Below are 13,857 nucleotides of genomic sequence, written 5' to 3'. Positions count from 1 at the left end.
GCTCACGACTTGCGCTGAGCCCGCTCGAGGTCGTCGCGGGACTTCGTGACCAGGGCCAGCATCGCCTGCTCGGCTGCCGCGGGGTCGCCGGACACGATCGCGTCGAAGACCTTCCGGTGGCTCGGCACCGGGTCCTCCGCCGATGACGCCCCGTGCACCAGCTTGTCGCGCTCGGCCAGGCCGATCGCGATGACCCGCTCCATCCGCATCAGGAAGTTGTTGTGGGTGGCGGCCATCAGCCGCCGGTGGAAGGCGAGGTCGGCCTGGACGCTCGCCTCCGCGTCGCCGGCGGCCGCGGCCATGTCGGCGAGCGCTTCCCGCAGCCCCTCGACGTCCTCCTCCGACGCGCGCCCGGCGGCGATCCGGGCCGCGGCGGGCTCCACGACCGCGCGGACTTCGGTGAGCTCGTCGAGCAGGCCCGGGTCGTCGGCGGCCGCGGTCTGCCAGCGCATCACGTCGGCGTCGAGCATGTTCCACTTCTCGCGCGGCTGGACGAACGTGCCGCGCTTCTGCCGGGCGTCGATCATGCCCTTCGCGGCCAGCACTTTCAGCGCTTCGCGCAGCGCGGTCAGGCTGATGTCGAGCTCTTCGCGCAGTGCCGGCAGGTCGAGGACGGTTCCCTCGCCCCACTCGTCGGAGAGGATCCGGCTGGCCAGTGCCTCCACGGTCTGGCCGTGCAACCCGCGTGGCCGGTGTTCGGTCAATGGAGGGGCCCTCTCAGCTGGCGGACTGGCGGACCGTCATCCTACGCTGCCTGCGAAGTCGTCATAAATTATGAATACATCTTGACAGCGGCGGCGCCCGGTTGCACTCTTTGGCAGCAGTCACGCCCGTGCGGGCACCTAGACAGCGCGCCAAGACAAAGGGGTCACGACATGACGAGTGCCGGCCTGTCCCGCCGTCGTTTCCTGCGCAACGCGAGCCTCGCCGGGCTGGGGGCCATCGGCTCGAGCAGCTTCCTCGCCGCCTGCGCCACTTCCGCGTCCAACGGCCCGGTCAAGCAGGCCGCCGGCGCGGTCACCGTCCAGTCGAACCTGTCCTCGCCCGAAGCCAAGAAGGCCATCGAGGCGCTGGCCAAGGCGTTCGGCGAGAAGGGCGGCGCGACGGCGACCGTGAACACGGTGGCGTCGGAAACCTTCCGCACCCAGCTGCCCAGCTACCTCACCGCGGCCAACCCGCCCGACACCTACACGTGGTACCCGGGTTCGCTGCTGTCCGGCTACGCCCGCAAGGGCCTGCTTCTCGACATCGGCGACGTCTGGCAGACCATGGACGGCTACAGCGCCGCCTTCCGCGCGCTCTCCGGCGACGGTGCCGGGCACCAGGTCTTCGTCCCGACGTCCTACTACTGGTGGGGCTTCTTCTACCGGAAGTCCAACTTCGCGAAGTGGGGCGTCCAGCCGCCGACGAACTGGACCGAGTTCCTCGCGCTCTGCGAAACCCTGAAGGGCAAGGGGATCGCGCCGATCGGCCTCGGCGCGGGCGGCAACACGCCGTGGACCGCGTCGGCGTGGTTCGACTACCTGAACATCCGGATCAACGGCGCGCCCTTCCACCGCGAGTTGCTCGCGGGCAAGCAGCGCTTCGACGACCCGCGCGTCAAGAAGGTCTTCGACCCGTGGCGCCAGGCCCTGCCGTACTTCGACCCGAACGGCACCGCGATCGCGTTCCAGGACGCCACCACCGTGCTGCTGCAGGGCCGCACCGGCATGGTCCTGACCGGCACGTTCTTCGCCGACGCCGCGCCGAAGGACGCGCTCGGCGACCTCGACTTCTTCCAGTTCCCGATCCTCGACCCCGCGGTGCCGGTCGCCGAAGAGGGCCCGACCGACGGCTTCTTCGCCAGCGCGCGCACGCCGCACGTCGCCGAGGTCAAGGAGTGGTTCTCCTACGTCGCGACCGCCGAGGCGCAGGAGCTCTACATCAAGAACTCCTCCGGCACCGTGCTGCCGACCAACCCGTCCGCGAAGGACACCGGCACACCACTGGTCCAAAAGGGACGGAAGATGCTCGCGGACGCCAAGGAGATCACGCAGTTCTTCAACCGCGACTCCTCCGACGCGCTGCAGCCGACCGCCGACGCCGCGCTGATCCGGTTCATCCAGAAGCCGAACGAGCTCGACTCGATCCTGGCCGACTGGCAGACCGCCGCGCAGAAGGTCTGGCAGTCCTGACATGGCGGTGCTGACCGCCGAACGGCCGAAGACGGCGGCGCGGGCCCCGAAGCGCCGTCGCCGCGTCTCGCCCGTGCTGCTCGCGTTCGTCCTGGTACCCCTCCTGGTCGAGGGGTTCTGGGTGTTCTGGCCCGCGCTGCAGGGGTTCTACCTGGCGCTGACGAACTGGGACGGCGTCTCGGCGCCGGCGTTCGTCGGCTTCGGGAACTTCGCCGAGATGTTCTCCGACGACATCTTCAAGACCGCCGCGCTGGACACGGTGATCTGGCTGGTGCTCTTCGGCGGGCTCTCGGCGGCCGGCGGGCTCGCGTTGGCCACGCTCCTGCAGCGCGAGCGGCGCGGGGTCGGGTTCTACCGGGCCGCGCTGTTCACGCCGGTGGTGTTCTCGCTGGTCGCGACGTCGCTGATCTGGCAGGTGATCTACCAGCCGGACGGCGTCTTCAACAAGGTGCTCGGCGCGCTCGGGCTGGAAAGCTGGCAGCACTCGTGGCTGGCCGACCCGAAGACCGCGCTGTACGCGGTGCTCGTGCCGGCGCTGTGGCGCCAGGTCGGGTACGTCATGGTGCTGTACCTGGCCGGGCTCAAGGGCATCGACCCGGCGCTCTACGAGGCGGCCAAATTGGACGGTGCCACCGCGTGGCAGCAGTTCCGCAACGTGACGTGGCCGCAGCTGCGCAGCGTCAACTCCGTCGTCCTGTCGGTGATCATCATCGACTCCCTGCGCTCCTTCGACGTCGTCTGGTCGATGACGAAGGGCGGGCCGTACCACTCGTCCGAGCTGCTCAGCACGTACATGTACGCGACGGCGTTCCAGTCGCTGCGGCTCGGCTACGCGTCCGCGCTGGCCGTGGTGATCTTCGTGCTGGCGTTCGGCGTGATCGTCACCTACCTCGTGCGTGCCTTCCGGGAGGACTCGTGAAGCCGCGGACCTTCGGTTTCCACCTGGTCGCGGGCGGGCTCGCGGTGCTGTGGCTGCTGCCGATCCTGCTCGTGCTGACCACGAGCGTCCGGTCCTTTCCGGACATCGCGTCGAACGGGCTGGGCGCGCTGCCTTCGTCGTTCACGCTCGACGGCTTCGGCCAGGCGTGGGGCGAGGGCGGCGGTGGGCACGCGATGCTGAACAGCCTGCTCGTCACCATCCCGACGGTGCTGCTCGCGCTGCTGCTGAGCGCGGCGGCGGCGTTCGCGCTGAGCCGGTACGCGATCCCGTTTCGCCGCACGCTGATCCTGGTGATGCTGTCCGGCAACCTGCTGCCGCCGCAGATCCTGCTGGTACCGGTGGCGAAGCTGGCCGAGCTGCTCGGCATCTACGACACGCTGACCGCGCTGATCGTCGTCCAGGTCGGGTTCGGACTGGGGTTCTACACGTTCGTGCTGCAGGGGTTCATGCGGTCGATCCCGGACGAGGTGCAGCAGGCCGCGCTGATCGACGGCGCCGGTGTCGTCCAGATCTTCTGGCGGATCATCCTGCCGATGACCCGCCCGGCGCTCGCGGCGCTCGGCGCGCTGGCGTTCACCTGGACGTTCAACGACCTGCTGTGGTCGATCACCGTGCTGCGCACCGGCTCGGTGATGCCGGTGACGCCGGCGCTGCTCGGCCTGCAGGGGCAGTACGTGTCCAACTGGAACGTGATCGCGGCGGGGTCGGTCCTCGCGGCCGTCCCGACCGTGGCCGTGTTCCTGCGGTTCCAGAAGCACTTCATTTCCGGGCTCGCGATCGGGGCGATCAAGTGACGTGGACCGTGTCGATGGCGACGACTTCGTACACCGTGGCGCTGGATCCGTCCGCCCGGTGGGCCGAGCTCATCGCGTGGGGACCGGCCGGGATCGAGGACGGGCCGTCGGTGTTCGCCAACCGCGGTGCCGTGCACTTCATCACCGAAGCCGACGCGGCGCCGGTGGAGTACGCCCCGCTGGGCCTGCGCCCGTTCTCCGGCGCGGACGTCGCCGTGCGCGGTGGCTCGTGGTGGCGGTTCGACTCGGCTTCTTCGGGTGCTGACCTGCGCCTGGCCTTCGTGGACGAGGTTTCCGGCTTGCGGGCCGTGCTCTGCTACCGCGCGGTCCCGGAGACCGACGTGCTCACCCGCTGGGTCGAGTTCGAGAACACGGGATCGTCCACTTTGGAGTTCGACCGGCTCGGCTCGGCGGGCGTCTGCGTGCCGACGGTTTCCGGCGCCCGCTTGACGTACTTGACCGGCCAGTGGTCGCAGGAGTTCACCCGCCGCTCGCTGGACCTGCCCGCGGGCGGCTTCCGGATGGAGAGCCGCTTCGGCGTCCCCGGGCACGCGCACGTGCCGTGGCTGGCGGTGCAGGACGCGTCCGGTGGGCCCGCTTTCGGCGTCTCGCTGGAATGGCCGGGTTCGTGGTCCATCGAGGCGGACGTCGAGCCTTCGGGGTTGACGCGCGTCCGGGCCGGGCGGCTGCCCTCACCGGGCCCGGTTCTCTTGGAACCGGGTGCCACCCTGGCCACCCCGCGCGTCGCTCTGGCGTCCAGTGCGGACGGACTGGCGGGACTGGCCGCGGTGTGGCACGACTACGACCGTGTCCTGGCGGGTTCGCGGTGGCAGCGCCCGCGTCCGGTGTTGTACAACTCGTGGGAGGCGACCGGCTTCGACGTCCGGGCCTCGCACCAGCTGGAGCTGGCGAAGCGGGCGGCGGACCTCGGCGTCGAGCTGTTCGTGGTGGACGACGGCTGGTTCACCGGCCGCGACGACGACACCGGCGGCCTCGGCGACTGGACGCCCGCGGAACCGGCGTTCGGCGCGTTCGTCGACTCGGTGCGGGAACTGGGCCTGGAGTTCGGCTTGTGGGTCGAGCCGGAGGCGGTCAGCCCGAAGTCACGGCTGTACGCGGAGCACCCGGACTGGGTGTACCGCATCGACGGCCGCCCGCTGACGTTGATCCGCAACCAGCTGCTGCTGGACCTGGGGCTTCCTTCGGTGGTGGACTTCGTGAAGTCCACTCTGGACTCATTGCTGACGACGTATCCGATTTCGTACCTGAAGTGGGACATGAACCGCCCGCCGACCGAACGCGGCCGCCCGGGCTCGCCGTTCGCGGACCTGGACGCCGAGCACGTCGCGGGGTACCTGTCGGTGCTGGACCACCTGCGCGCTTCCCACCCGCACGTGACGGTGGAGGCGTGCGCGGGCGGCGGCGGCCGGACCGACCTGGCGACGGTGGCCCGCGCGGACGTGGTGTGGCCGAGCGACAACACCGGGCCGCTGGACCGCCTCGCGATCCAGGACGGGTTCCTGCTGATGCACGCACCGCACCTGATGAGCTCCTGGGTGACGGACTCCCCGGGCGTCTTCGACCCCCGCCCCCGCTCGCTGCGCTTCCGCTTCGTCACGGCGATGGCGGGCGTGCTGGGCATCGGCGCGGATCTCTCACGCTGGACCCCGGCGCAGAATTCCGAGGCGGCCGCGCTGATCACGGCGTACAAGTCGATCCGCGACGTGCTCCACCACGGCACGGCCCGGGTGCGGTCGGCCCCCACGGCGCCGACCGCGGCCACGCAGTACACCTCGGAGGACGGCGACACGGTGGTCGTGCTCGCGTGGAGCACGGGCCCGTTGACGGGGGCCCCACTGACCCCGGCCCGGTCCTCCCGGGTGCGGCTCGCGGTGTGCGCGGAGTCGTCCTATGTGGACGGAAAGGGGGCCCGGTACTCGGGTGCGCACCTCAAGTACGCGGGCCTCCCGTTCGACTGGACGGCGGACCACGACGCCGACGTCGTGGTCCTGCGCCGTCAGGGCAGGGAAACCGGCAGCACGAACGTCGGTGACCCCGTCGGGTAGTACCGCAGCTCCGACTCCCCGGACGCGGTCAGCGTGAACGCCGTGATCGCGTCCTCCGACTGCGCCGCCACGTAGCACGTCCCGTCCACCAACGCGAAGTGCCGGGGATTCGCCCCGCACGGCTGGTCCGCCACCGCGGCCGCCTCGTCGAGGGCGAACTCCGTCACGCAGTCGGGGCCGCGGTTCGACAGGTACAGGCGCGAGTCGGCCAGTTCCACGTGCGCCACCAGGTTCGGCACCGAAGGCGGCTTGACGGTCGACGCGGTCGAAGCGACCACCGAAAACGCGCCCGGGGCCGTTTCCCGGACCGTCACCAGCGTGCCGGCCAGCTCCCCGACGACGTAGGCGAGGTCCGTTCCCGGCCGCCGGACCAGCTGGCGCGGGCCGGTGCCCGGCGGCAGGGAAGACACCGCCAGCGGTTCCAGGCCGCCCGACGGGGTGAGCGTGTAGCTGCGGATCTCGTCGGTGCCCAGGTCGACCGCGCTCACGATGCCCGGGCCGGGGAGCGCCATGTGGACGTGGGCCGCCTCTTGGCGATCGGTGCGCGGCCCGCTGCCGGTGTGCTGCGCCAGCGCGGTCCGCGAAAGCAAAGCGCCCGAGGGCGACAGCGAGAACACCGCGAGGCTGCCGCCGGTGTAGTTGGCGCACAGCAGGAACCGGCCGTCCGGGGTCACCGCCAGGTGGCACGGGTGCGCCCCGCCCGTCTCCAGCGCGCCGAGCACGGACAACGAGCCCGAAGCGTCGAACGACAACGCCGTCACGGACCCGGTCGCGGTCTCGTTCACCGCGTACAGCACCGGCAGCGACGGGTGCCGCACCAGCCACGAAGGACACTCCAGCGGCAGCGACGCCACTTCCGTCAGCGAACCGGAGGCGGACCGGGAGAACGTCGTGATCCCCGTGCCGTTCCCCGCTTCACCGGTGTAGCACCCGACGAAGACCAGTTCAGCCATGCGCGCTCCTCAACAGCGTTCCGACCCGGGCGGCGATCTCCGCGGCGGTGCCCCGGGTCAGCGCCGAACCGACCCCGCACGCCACCGCGCCCGCTGCCAGCCAGCCTGGCACGTCTTCCGGCGCGATGCCGCCGGTGGGTACCAGCGGGGCCTGCGGCAGCGCCGCCCGCACGTCCGACACCCACGACGGCGACAACGCGGAGGCCGGGAACACCTTCACCGCGTCGGCGCCTTCCGTCAGCGCCTGAACGATTTCGGTCACCGAGCCGGCGCCCGGGAACGCCGCCGCGCCGTACCGGTGAGCGGTGCGGATCACGCCCGCGTCGACCGACGGGGACACGAGGAACCGGGCGCCCGCGCGGATCGCGAGCACCGCGGAGGCCTCGTCGAGGACGGTGCCGGCGCCGATCGTCGCGTCCGGGTAGGCCGCCGAGAGCCCGGAGATCGCGTCGAGCGCGCCGGGGTTGGTCAGCGGCAGCTCCACCGAGCGCAACCCGGCCTCCAGGATCGCGCGGGCCGCGGACACCGCCGATTCCGCGTCGTGCGTCCGGACGATGCCGACGACGCCCTGGCGCAACGCGTTCGCGGTGATCTCCCATCGATAGCTCATCGGGCCAGCCTACCGCGTGAAATCTTAATTTAGGATTTATTCTTGACGGCGGCCGAGGCGCCCCGGCATGCTGCTCCCGGCTCGCAGTTCACCGGAGAAAGGCGTCCGGCACATGCTCCTGAAGAGAACCCTCGCGGTGGTCGCCGCGGTCGCCGCCACCTGCACGGCGGTACCCGCGCACGCGACCCCGGCGGCAGACCAAGGCGCACCCGACTACTACGACAGCGGGGTCGCGAGGACCCCGTACATGGGCTGGAACACCTACTACGGCCTCGGCGCGCCCAGCGAGGCGTCCGTCAAGTCCGTCGCGGACTTCCTCGTCGCCGGCGGCCTGCGCGACGCCGGCTACCGCTACGTCTGGATCGACGGCGGCTGGACCGCGCCCGAACCCCGTGACGCGAGCGGAAACCTCCACGAGGACACCGCCAAGTTCCCCAGCGGACTGTCCACTTTGGTCAGCTATCTGCACGGCAAGGGCCTCAAGGCCGGCATCTACACCGACGCGGGTGCCTCCGACGGCAAGAACTGCGCGGCCGGCTCCGGCGGCTACTACGAGCAGGACACCAAGCGCTTCGCGAGCTGGAAGTTCGACGCGGTCAAGGTCGACTTCCTCTGCGGCATCGCCCAGAACCTCAAGCCCGCCGAGGCGTTCACGCAGTTCAGCCGGGCCCTCGCGAAGGCGGGCCGCCCGATGGTGCTGAACGTCTGCAACCCGGTCACCGACGAGTGGGGCGTCCCGCACGGCCCGGACCAGGTCGCCGGCATCGCCTACAGCTACGGCCCGCTCGTCGCCGACTCCTGGCGCACCAGCACGGACATCGCGTTCGGCACGCCGTACGAAGGCATCTGGAAGGACGTCCTGCGCAACATGGACGCCAACGCCGCGCACCCCGAGGCGAACGGGCCCGGCCACTACAACGACCCCGACTACCTGATCCCGATGCGCAAGACCGAGCAGGGCACCTACGAGCTGAACGAAGAGGAGTCGACCACCCAGTTCGTCATGTGGGCGGAAATGGCCTCCCCGCTGATCCTCGGCTCGGACCCGCGCACGCTGCCCCCGTCGATGCTCAAGACCCTGAAGAACCCGGAGATCATCGGCGTCAACCAGGACGGCCTCGGCACCCAGGGCGTCCGCGTCGCGACGACCGGCACCACGGACACCTACAGCAAGGTCCTCTCCCGCTCCGGCGACCGCGCGGTCGTGCTGCTCAACCGCGGTGAGGCGCCGACGCGGATGACGCTCCAGTTCGCCGACGCCGGGCTCACCGGCCGGGTGTCCGTTCGCGACCTCCGGGCCCGCGCCGACCGCGGCAGCGCCACCGGCGAGTACTCGGTCACCGTGCCCGCGCACGGAACGGCGTTCCTGCGCCTGCACGGCACCGACCTCGTCCCCGGCGCCGACGTGGCCGGGCCCGCGTCGGCCAGCCCCGCGGTGGTCCGCACCGGCGGGAAGACCGTCACGTTCTTCCGCGACCGCGCCGGGAACCTCCAGCAGACCGGTCTCGACGGGCCGCGCCAGGTCGGCGGCGGGTTCCTCGGCCAGCCCGCCGCCATCGCCACCGCGACCGGCGTCGACGTCTACGTTCGCGGCCTCGACAACGCCCTCTACCAGCGCAGCTACCAGAAGAGCTGGGGCGACTGGAAGCGGCTCGGCGGCACGCTCACCGACTCGCCGTCCGCGACCACCGACGGAACGGTCTTCGCGCGTGGCGCCGACGGTCAGGTCTGGCAGCGGACCAGCACGGGTCAGTGGTCCGGTCTCGGCGCCCCGGGTGGCAAGCCGAGCTACGGCCGGCCCGGCGCGGCGACGTCGACGAGCGGCACGGTCGTCGCCGTCCGGACCGCCGACGACAGCGTCTGGGCTCGCACGAAGACCGGCGGCAGCTGGTCCGACTGGACGTCCATCGGCGGCACGGTCAGCAGCAGCCCGACGCTCGTCGCCGTCGGCGCGAAGGTCGCGCTCACCGCGTCCGCGAGCGACTACACGCTGTGGGCCAACGACTGGACCGGCTCCTGGGCGGGCTGGTTCAAGCGGCCGGAGTACCCGAGCGGGAGCATCGTGGGCACCCTGGGGGCGGCGGCCGACGGCGCGTCGCTGTGGTTCGCCGCCCGCGGACCGGACGACCATGTCCACGTAGCGAAGTTCTAGGAACAGGAGAGCGGCGATGTCCACGCGCACCGCGGTGGTGACCGGAGCGGCGTCCGGGATCGGCAAAGCGACCGCCCGGAAGCTCCTCGCAGACGGCTACCGCGTGCTGGGCGTGGACATCGCCGAACTCCCCGACGGCGTCGTCCCGATCCGGGGCAGCGTCACCGACGAAACGACCTGGGCCGGCATCGGTGAGGTGGACGCCCTGGTCAGCAACGCCTACGTCCCCAGCACCGGGCCCCTGCACGAGATCGACCGCGCCGAGTGGCAGCGCCAGCTCGACGTCAACCTGACCGGCACGTACCTCGCGCTGAAAGCCTGCCTGCCCTCCCTTCGCGAACGGCGCGGCGCGGTCGTGCTGGTCTCGTCGGTGCACGCCCACTTCGGGCTGCCGGGCCACCCCGCGTACGCCGCGAGCAAGGGCGCGCTGGTCGCGCTGGCCCGGCAGCTGGCCGTCGAATACGCGCCCGACGTGCGCGTCAACTCCGTGCTGCCGGGGCCGGTGCTGACCGAAGCCTGGAACCGCATCTCGGCGGCGGACCGCGAACGCAGCGCGCGGGCGACGCCGGTGGGCCGGCTCGGTGACCCGGCCGAGGTGGCGAACGTGATCGCCTTCCTGCTCTCGGCCGCCGCGTCGTTCGTCACCGGGGCCGAGCTGACCGTCGACGGCGGCTGGTCCGCCGCCAAGGATTCCGCGTAGATGGGGGACACGGGTGAAGATCACCGGGGTTGAAACGTTTCTGGTCGCGCCGCGCTGGCTGTTCCTCAAGCTCAGCACCGACGAGGGCGTCTGCGGCTGGGGCGAGCCCGTGGTCGAGGGCCGCGCGGAGACCGTGCGCGCGGCCGTGCACGAGCTGTCCGAGCTGCTGATCGGCCAGGACCCGCTGCGGATCGAGGACCACTGGCAGGTGCTGCGCCGCGGCGGCTTCTACCGCGGCGGGCCGGTGCTTTCGAGTGCTTTGGCGGGCTACGACCACGCGCTGTGGGACATCGCGGGCAAGGTCCGCGACGCGCCGGTCCACGAGCTGCTCGGCGGCCCGGTCCGCGACCGCGTCCGCGTCTACAGCTGGGTCGGCGGCGACCGGCCGTCCGGCATCCGCGAAGCCGTGTCCGCGCAGGTCGAAGCCGGGTTCACCGCGGTGAAGATGAACGTCGCCGGCCCGCTGACGGCGATCGCGTCGCCCGCCGAAGCCGAGGCGGCGGTGGCGCGCGCGTGGGAGGCGCGGGAGGTGCTCGGCCCGCACCGCGACCTGGCGATCGACTTCCACGGCCGCGTCTCCCCGGCGATGGCCCGGCGGCTGGTCAGGCTGCTCGAAGAGGTCCAGCCGATGTTCGTCGAGGAACCGATCCTGCCGGAGACCCAAGGCGACGCGCTGCGCTCGGTGGTCGAGGCGTCCACCGTGCCGATCGCGGTCGGCGAACGGCTCTACTCGCGCTGGGAGTTCAAGCCGGTGCTCGACGCCGGCGTCGCGGTGGTCCAGCCGGACCCCTCGCACGCCGGCGGCATTTCCGAGCTGCGGCGGATCGGCGCGCTCGCGGAGGTGTACGGCGCTTCGCTCGCACCGCACTGCCCGCTGGGCCCGATCTCCCTGGCGGCCTCGCTGCAGGTGGCGTTCGCGACGCCGAACTTCCTGATCCAGGAACAGAGCGTCGGCATGCACTACCACGAGGGCCGCGAGCACCAGTACCTCGTGGACCCGTCGCTCTTCGCCTTCCAGGACGGCTACGCGGCCCGGCCGCTGAAGCCCGGGCTCGGCATCGAGGTCGACGAAGCGGCCGTCCGCCGCGCCGACGAAACCGGGCACGCGTGGCGCTCGCCGGTGTGGCGCCACGACGACGGGAGCCTCGCCGAATGGTGACCTGGCTCGAGCGCGGCGACCTGCGCCTCGGCCTGGTCCCGGAGCTGGGCGGCCGGCTCCTGTCGGTGCGGTACCGCGACGCCGAGCTGCTCTGGCGCGACCCGGCGCTGCTCGGCGACGACCTGCGCGGCGAGTACGGCCCGAACTCCGGCCGGATGGGCGACTGGGTCAACTACGGCGGCGACAAGACGTGGCCCGCGCCGCAGGGGTGGGATGGTCCGGACCAGTGGCCCGGCCCGCCCGACCCGGTCCTCGACTCCGGCCCGTACACCGCGGTGACGAACGGCGACACGGTGACCATGACCAGCGCACCGGACCCGCGCACCGGCTTGCGGCTCACGCGCGCGATCACGATCCTCGACGACGGCTACCGGCTGGACCTGCGCGCGGAGAACGTGTCCGGGCGCCGGGTGCGCTGGGCGCTGTGGAACGTGACCCAGCTCCCGGGCGGCGGCGCGGTCACCGCGGGGCTCCGGACGCCCGAGGTCGTCGCGCTGGTGGCGGGCACCGGCACGCCGGAGTACACAGTGGACGGTGACCGGCTGGTCGTGCCGCCGCAGGACGTCGTCGGCAAGCTGGGCGTGCCGGGCACGGCGGGGTGGGTGACGTACGGGGCGTTGACGCTCTCCTTCGACGTGGATCCGGCCGGGGAGTACCCGGACGAGGGCTCGCCGCTGGAGATCTGGCTGGAGCACCCGCTGCCTTCGCCGCTCGCGGAGCTGGGTGACCTGGACCCGCCGGCGCGGATCGTCGAGCTGGAGGTGCTCGGCCCGCTGACCGTGCTGGCCCCGGGTGCTTCGATGAGCCTGACCTGCACAGGTATCGTTAGGGCGTGACGGACAAGCCCCGCATTCCGAACGTGCTCGCCGCCCGCTACGCCTCGGCGGAGCTGGTCTCGCTCTGGTCGCCGGAGCAGAAGGTCGTCCTCGAACGGCAGCTCTGGCTCGCCGTCCTCAAGGCGCAGAAGGACCTCGGCGTCGAGGTGCCCGACGGGGTCGTCGAGGCGTACGAGCGGGTCGTCGACGACGTGCGGCTGAACTCGATCGCCGAGCGGGAGCGCGTCACCCGGCACGACGTCAAGGCGCGGATCGAGGAGTTCAGCGAGCTCGCCGGGCAGGAGCACGTCCACAAGGGCATGACCTCGCGCGACCTCACCGAGAACGTCGAGCAGCTGCAGCTGCTCCGCTCGCTCGAGCTGGTCCGCACCCGCGTCGCCGCGGTGCTGGCGCGGCTGGCCGCGCTCGCCGTCGAGCACACGGACACCGTCATGGCCGGGCGTTCGCACAACGTCGCCGCGCAGGCCACCACGCTCGGCAAGCGGTTCGCCACCGCCGCCGACGAGCTGCTGGTCGCCTTCGAGCGGCTCGACAACCTGATCGAGCGGTACCCGCTGCGCGGCATCAAGGGCCCGGTCGGCACCGCGCAGGACATGCTCGACCTGCTCGGCGACGAGTCCACTTTGGACCAGCTCGAAGACCGCGTGATGCAGCACCTCGGCTTCAACCGCCGGTTCACCAGCGTCGGCCAGGTGTACCCGCGCTCGCTCGACTTCGACGTGCTGTCCACTGTGGTCCAGCTCGCCGCGGCGCCGTCCAGCCTGGCCAAGACGATCCGGCTGATGGCGGGCCACGAGCTGGTCACCGAGGGCTTCAAGCCCGGCCAGGTCGGCTCGTCGGCCATGCCGCACAAGATGAACACCCGCTCGTGCGAGCGCGTGAACGGCCTCGCCGTCGTGCTGCGCGGCTACCTGTCGATGATCGGCGAGCTGGCCGGCGACCAGTGGAACGAGGGCGACGTCTCCGACTCGGTCGTCCGCCGCGTCGCGCTGCCGGACGCGTTCTTCGCGCTCGACGGCCTGCTGGAGACCTTCCTCACGGTGCTCACCGAGTTCGGCGCCTTCCCGGCGGTGATCGAGCGTGAGCTGGATCGCTACCTGCCGTTCCTGACGACGACGAAGGTGCTCATGGCGTCGGTCCGCGGTGGCGTCGGGCGTGAGACGGCCCACGAAGCGATCAAGGAGCACGCCGTCGCCGTCGCGCTCGAGATGCGCGAAGGCCGCGCCGACAACGACCTCCTCGACCGCTTCGCCGCCGACGAGCGCATCCCGCTCGACCGCGGTGAGCTGGACAAACTCCTCGCCGACCGGATCTCGTTCACCGGGACGGCCGGGCGCCAGGTGGCGCAGGTGGCCGAGCGCGTCACGCAGCTGCTCGAGCGGTTCCCCGAAGCGGCGGGCTACGCGCCGCAGCCGATCTTGTGAGCTGACGCACCCGTCCACAGAATGGAACGAATCCACTCGAACGGGCGAA

At 71.5% G+C, this 13,857-nt stretch carries 12 protein-coding genes; 9 read left to right on the top strand and 3 right to left on the bottom strand.

Going from position 1 to position 13,857, the window contains the following annotated elements; all coding sequences use genetic code 11:
- Nucleotides 1–2: 2 nt before the first annotated feature.
- Nucleotides 3–704 carry a FadR/GntR family transcriptional regulator gene (locus tag AB5J73_RS10550; protein WP_370969513.1) on the bottom strand — a complete coding sequence of 234 codons (702 nt, stop codon included), beginning with the start codon at nucleotides 702–704 and terminating at the stop codon, nucleotides 3–5.
- Between the two features lie 171 nt (nucleotides 705–875).
- On the opposite strand from AB5J73_RS10550, the gene AB5J73_RS10545 reads away from it, so the two are divergent.
- From AB5J73_RS10545 to AB5J73_RS10530, 4 genes are read left to right on the top strand one after another with little or no spacing between them, the layout of a single operon-like run.
- A complete protein-coding gene (locus AB5J73_RS10545; protein WP_370969512.1) occupies nucleotides 876–2,174 on the top strand; it encodes an ABC transporter substrate-binding protein in 1,299 nt (432 codons plus the stop codon).
- A gap of 1 nt (nucleotide 2,175) precedes the next feature.
- A complete protein-coding gene (locus AB5J73_RS10540; protein ID WP_370969511.1) occupies nucleotides 2,176–3,093 on the top strand; it encodes a carbohydrate ABC transporter permease in 918 nt (305 codons plus the stop codon).
- Nucleotides 3,090–3,908, top strand: a complete 819-nt coding sequence (locus AB5J73_RS10535; RefSeq protein WP_370969510.1) for a carbohydrate ABC transporter permease — start codon at nucleotides 3,090–3,092, stop codon at nucleotides 3,906–3,908. Before AB5J73_RS10540 ends, AB5J73_RS10535 begins: the two co-directional genes overlap by 4 nt.
- A 14-nt stretch (nucleotides 3,909–3,922) precedes the next feature.
- On the top strand, nucleotides 3,923–5,974 hold the full coding sequence (locus tag AB5J73_RS10530; protein WP_370969509.1) for an alpha-galactosidase: 2,052 nt from the start codon (nucleotides 3,923–3,925) through the stop codon (nucleotides 5,972–5,974).
- Here the strand turns inward: AB5J73_RS10530 and AB5J73_RS10525 are convergent.
- The gene (locus AB5J73_RS10525) at nucleotides 5,926–6,927 is read right to left on the bottom strand and encodes a lactonase family protein (RefSeq protein ID WP_370969508.1); all 1,002 of its coding nucleotides are present in this window, start codon (nucleotides 6,925–6,927) and stop codon (nucleotides 5,926–5,928) included. The genes AB5J73_RS10530 and AB5J73_RS10525 overlap by 49 nt on opposite strands.
- Entirely contained in the window at nucleotides 6,920–7,537 is a 618-nt protein-coding gene (locus AB5J73_RS10520; protein ID WP_370969507.1) for a bifunctional 4-hydroxy-2-oxoglutarate aldolase/2-dehydro-3-deoxy-phosphogluconate aldolase, read from the bottom strand. Before AB5J73_RS10520 ends, AB5J73_RS10525 begins: the two co-directional genes overlap by 8 nt.
- Before the next feature lie 112 nt (nucleotides 7,538–7,649).
- Between AB5J73_RS10520 and AB5J73_RS10515 the strand changes: the two genes are divergently transcribed.
- The 5 genes from AB5J73_RS10515 to purB are packed head-to-tail and all read left to right on the top strand — an operon-like array spanning nucleotide 7,650 to nucleotide 13,808.
- The gene (locus AB5J73_RS10515) at nucleotides 7,650–9,689 is read left to right on the top strand and encodes a hypothetical protein (RefSeq protein WP_370969506.1); all 2,040 of its coding nucleotides are present in this window, start codon (nucleotides 7,650–7,652) and stop codon (nucleotides 9,687–9,689) included.
- A gap of 16 nt (nucleotides 9,690–9,705) precedes the next feature.
- Entirely contained in the window at nucleotides 9,706–10,389 is a 684-nt protein-coding gene (locus AB5J73_RS10510; protein WP_370969505.1) for an SDR family NAD(P)-dependent oxidoreductase, read from the top strand.
- A gap of 13 nt (nucleotides 10,390–10,402) precedes the next feature.
- The gene (dgoD, locus tag AB5J73_RS10505) at nucleotides 10,403–11,548 is read left to right on the top strand and encodes a galactonate dehydratase (protein WP_370969504.1); all 1,146 of its coding nucleotides are present in this window, start codon (nucleotides 10,403–10,405) and stop codon (nucleotides 11,546–11,548) included.
- Nucleotides 11,542–12,384: a DUF4380 domain-containing protein gene (locus tag AB5J73_RS10500; RefSeq protein WP_370969503.1), complete on the top strand. Its 843-nt coding sequence runs from the start codon at nucleotides 11,542–11,544 to the stop codon at nucleotides 12,382–12,384. Before dgoD ends, AB5J73_RS10500 begins: the two co-directional genes overlap by 7 nt.
- Nucleotides 12,381–13,808 carry an adenylosuccinate lyase gene (gene purB, locus AB5J73_RS10495; RefSeq protein WP_370969502.1) on the top strand — a complete coding sequence of 476 codons (1,428 nt, stop codon included), beginning with the start codon at nucleotides 12,381–12,383 and terminating at the stop codon, nucleotides 13,806–13,808. Before AB5J73_RS10500 ends, purB begins: the two co-directional genes overlap by 4 nt.
- The last annotated feature ends 49 nt before the right edge of the window (nucleotides 13,809–13,857 follow it).

Origin of the sequence: Amycolatopsis sp. cg9, assembly GCF_041346945.1 — a bacterium.
Lineage (GTDB): Bacteria > Actinomycetota > Actinomycetes > Mycobacteriales > Pseudonocardiaceae > Amycolatopsis.
The sequence above is the reverse complement of the archived record's forward strand: the minus strand, read 5'-3'. Positions and strand labels throughout refer to the sequence as shown.

What these genes read in the sequence shown, in the direction of transcription:
- AB5J73_RS10525 (WP_370969508.1), bottom strand. Translation starts at nt 6,927, where the DNA reads ATGGCTGAACTGGTCTTCGTCGGGTGCTACACCGGTGAAGCGGGGAAC.
- AB5J73_RS10500 (WP_370969503.1), top strand. Translation starts at nt 11,542, where the DNA reads ATGGTGACCTGGCTCGAGCGCGGCGACCTGCGCCTCGGCCTGGTCCCG.
- AB5J73_RS10530 (WP_370969509.1), top strand. Translation starts at nt 3,923, where the DNA reads ATGGCGACGACTTCGTACACCGTGGCGCTGGATCCGTCCGCCCGGTGG.
- AB5J73_RS10540 (WP_370969511.1), top strand. Translation starts at nt 2,176, where the DNA reads ATGGCGGTGCTGACCGCCGAACGGCCGAAGACGGCGGCGCGGGCCCCG.
- AB5J73_RS10515 (WP_370969506.1), top strand. Translation starts at nt 7,650, where the DNA reads ATGCTCCTGAAGAGAACCCTCGCGGTGGTCGCCGCGGTCGCCGCCACC.
- AB5J73_RS10510 (WP_370969505.1), top strand. Translation starts at nt 9,706, where the DNA reads ATGTCCACGCGCACCGCGGTGGTGACCGGAGCGGCGTCCGGGATCGGC.
- AB5J73_RS10545 (WP_370969512.1), top strand. Translation starts at nt 876, where the DNA reads ATGACGAGTGCCGGCCTGTCCCGCCGTCGTTTCCTGCGCAACGCGAGC.
- AB5J73_RS10520 (WP_370969507.1), bottom strand. Translation starts at nt 7,537, where the DNA reads ATGAGCTATCGATGGGAGATCACCGCGAACGCGTTGCGCCAGGGCGTC.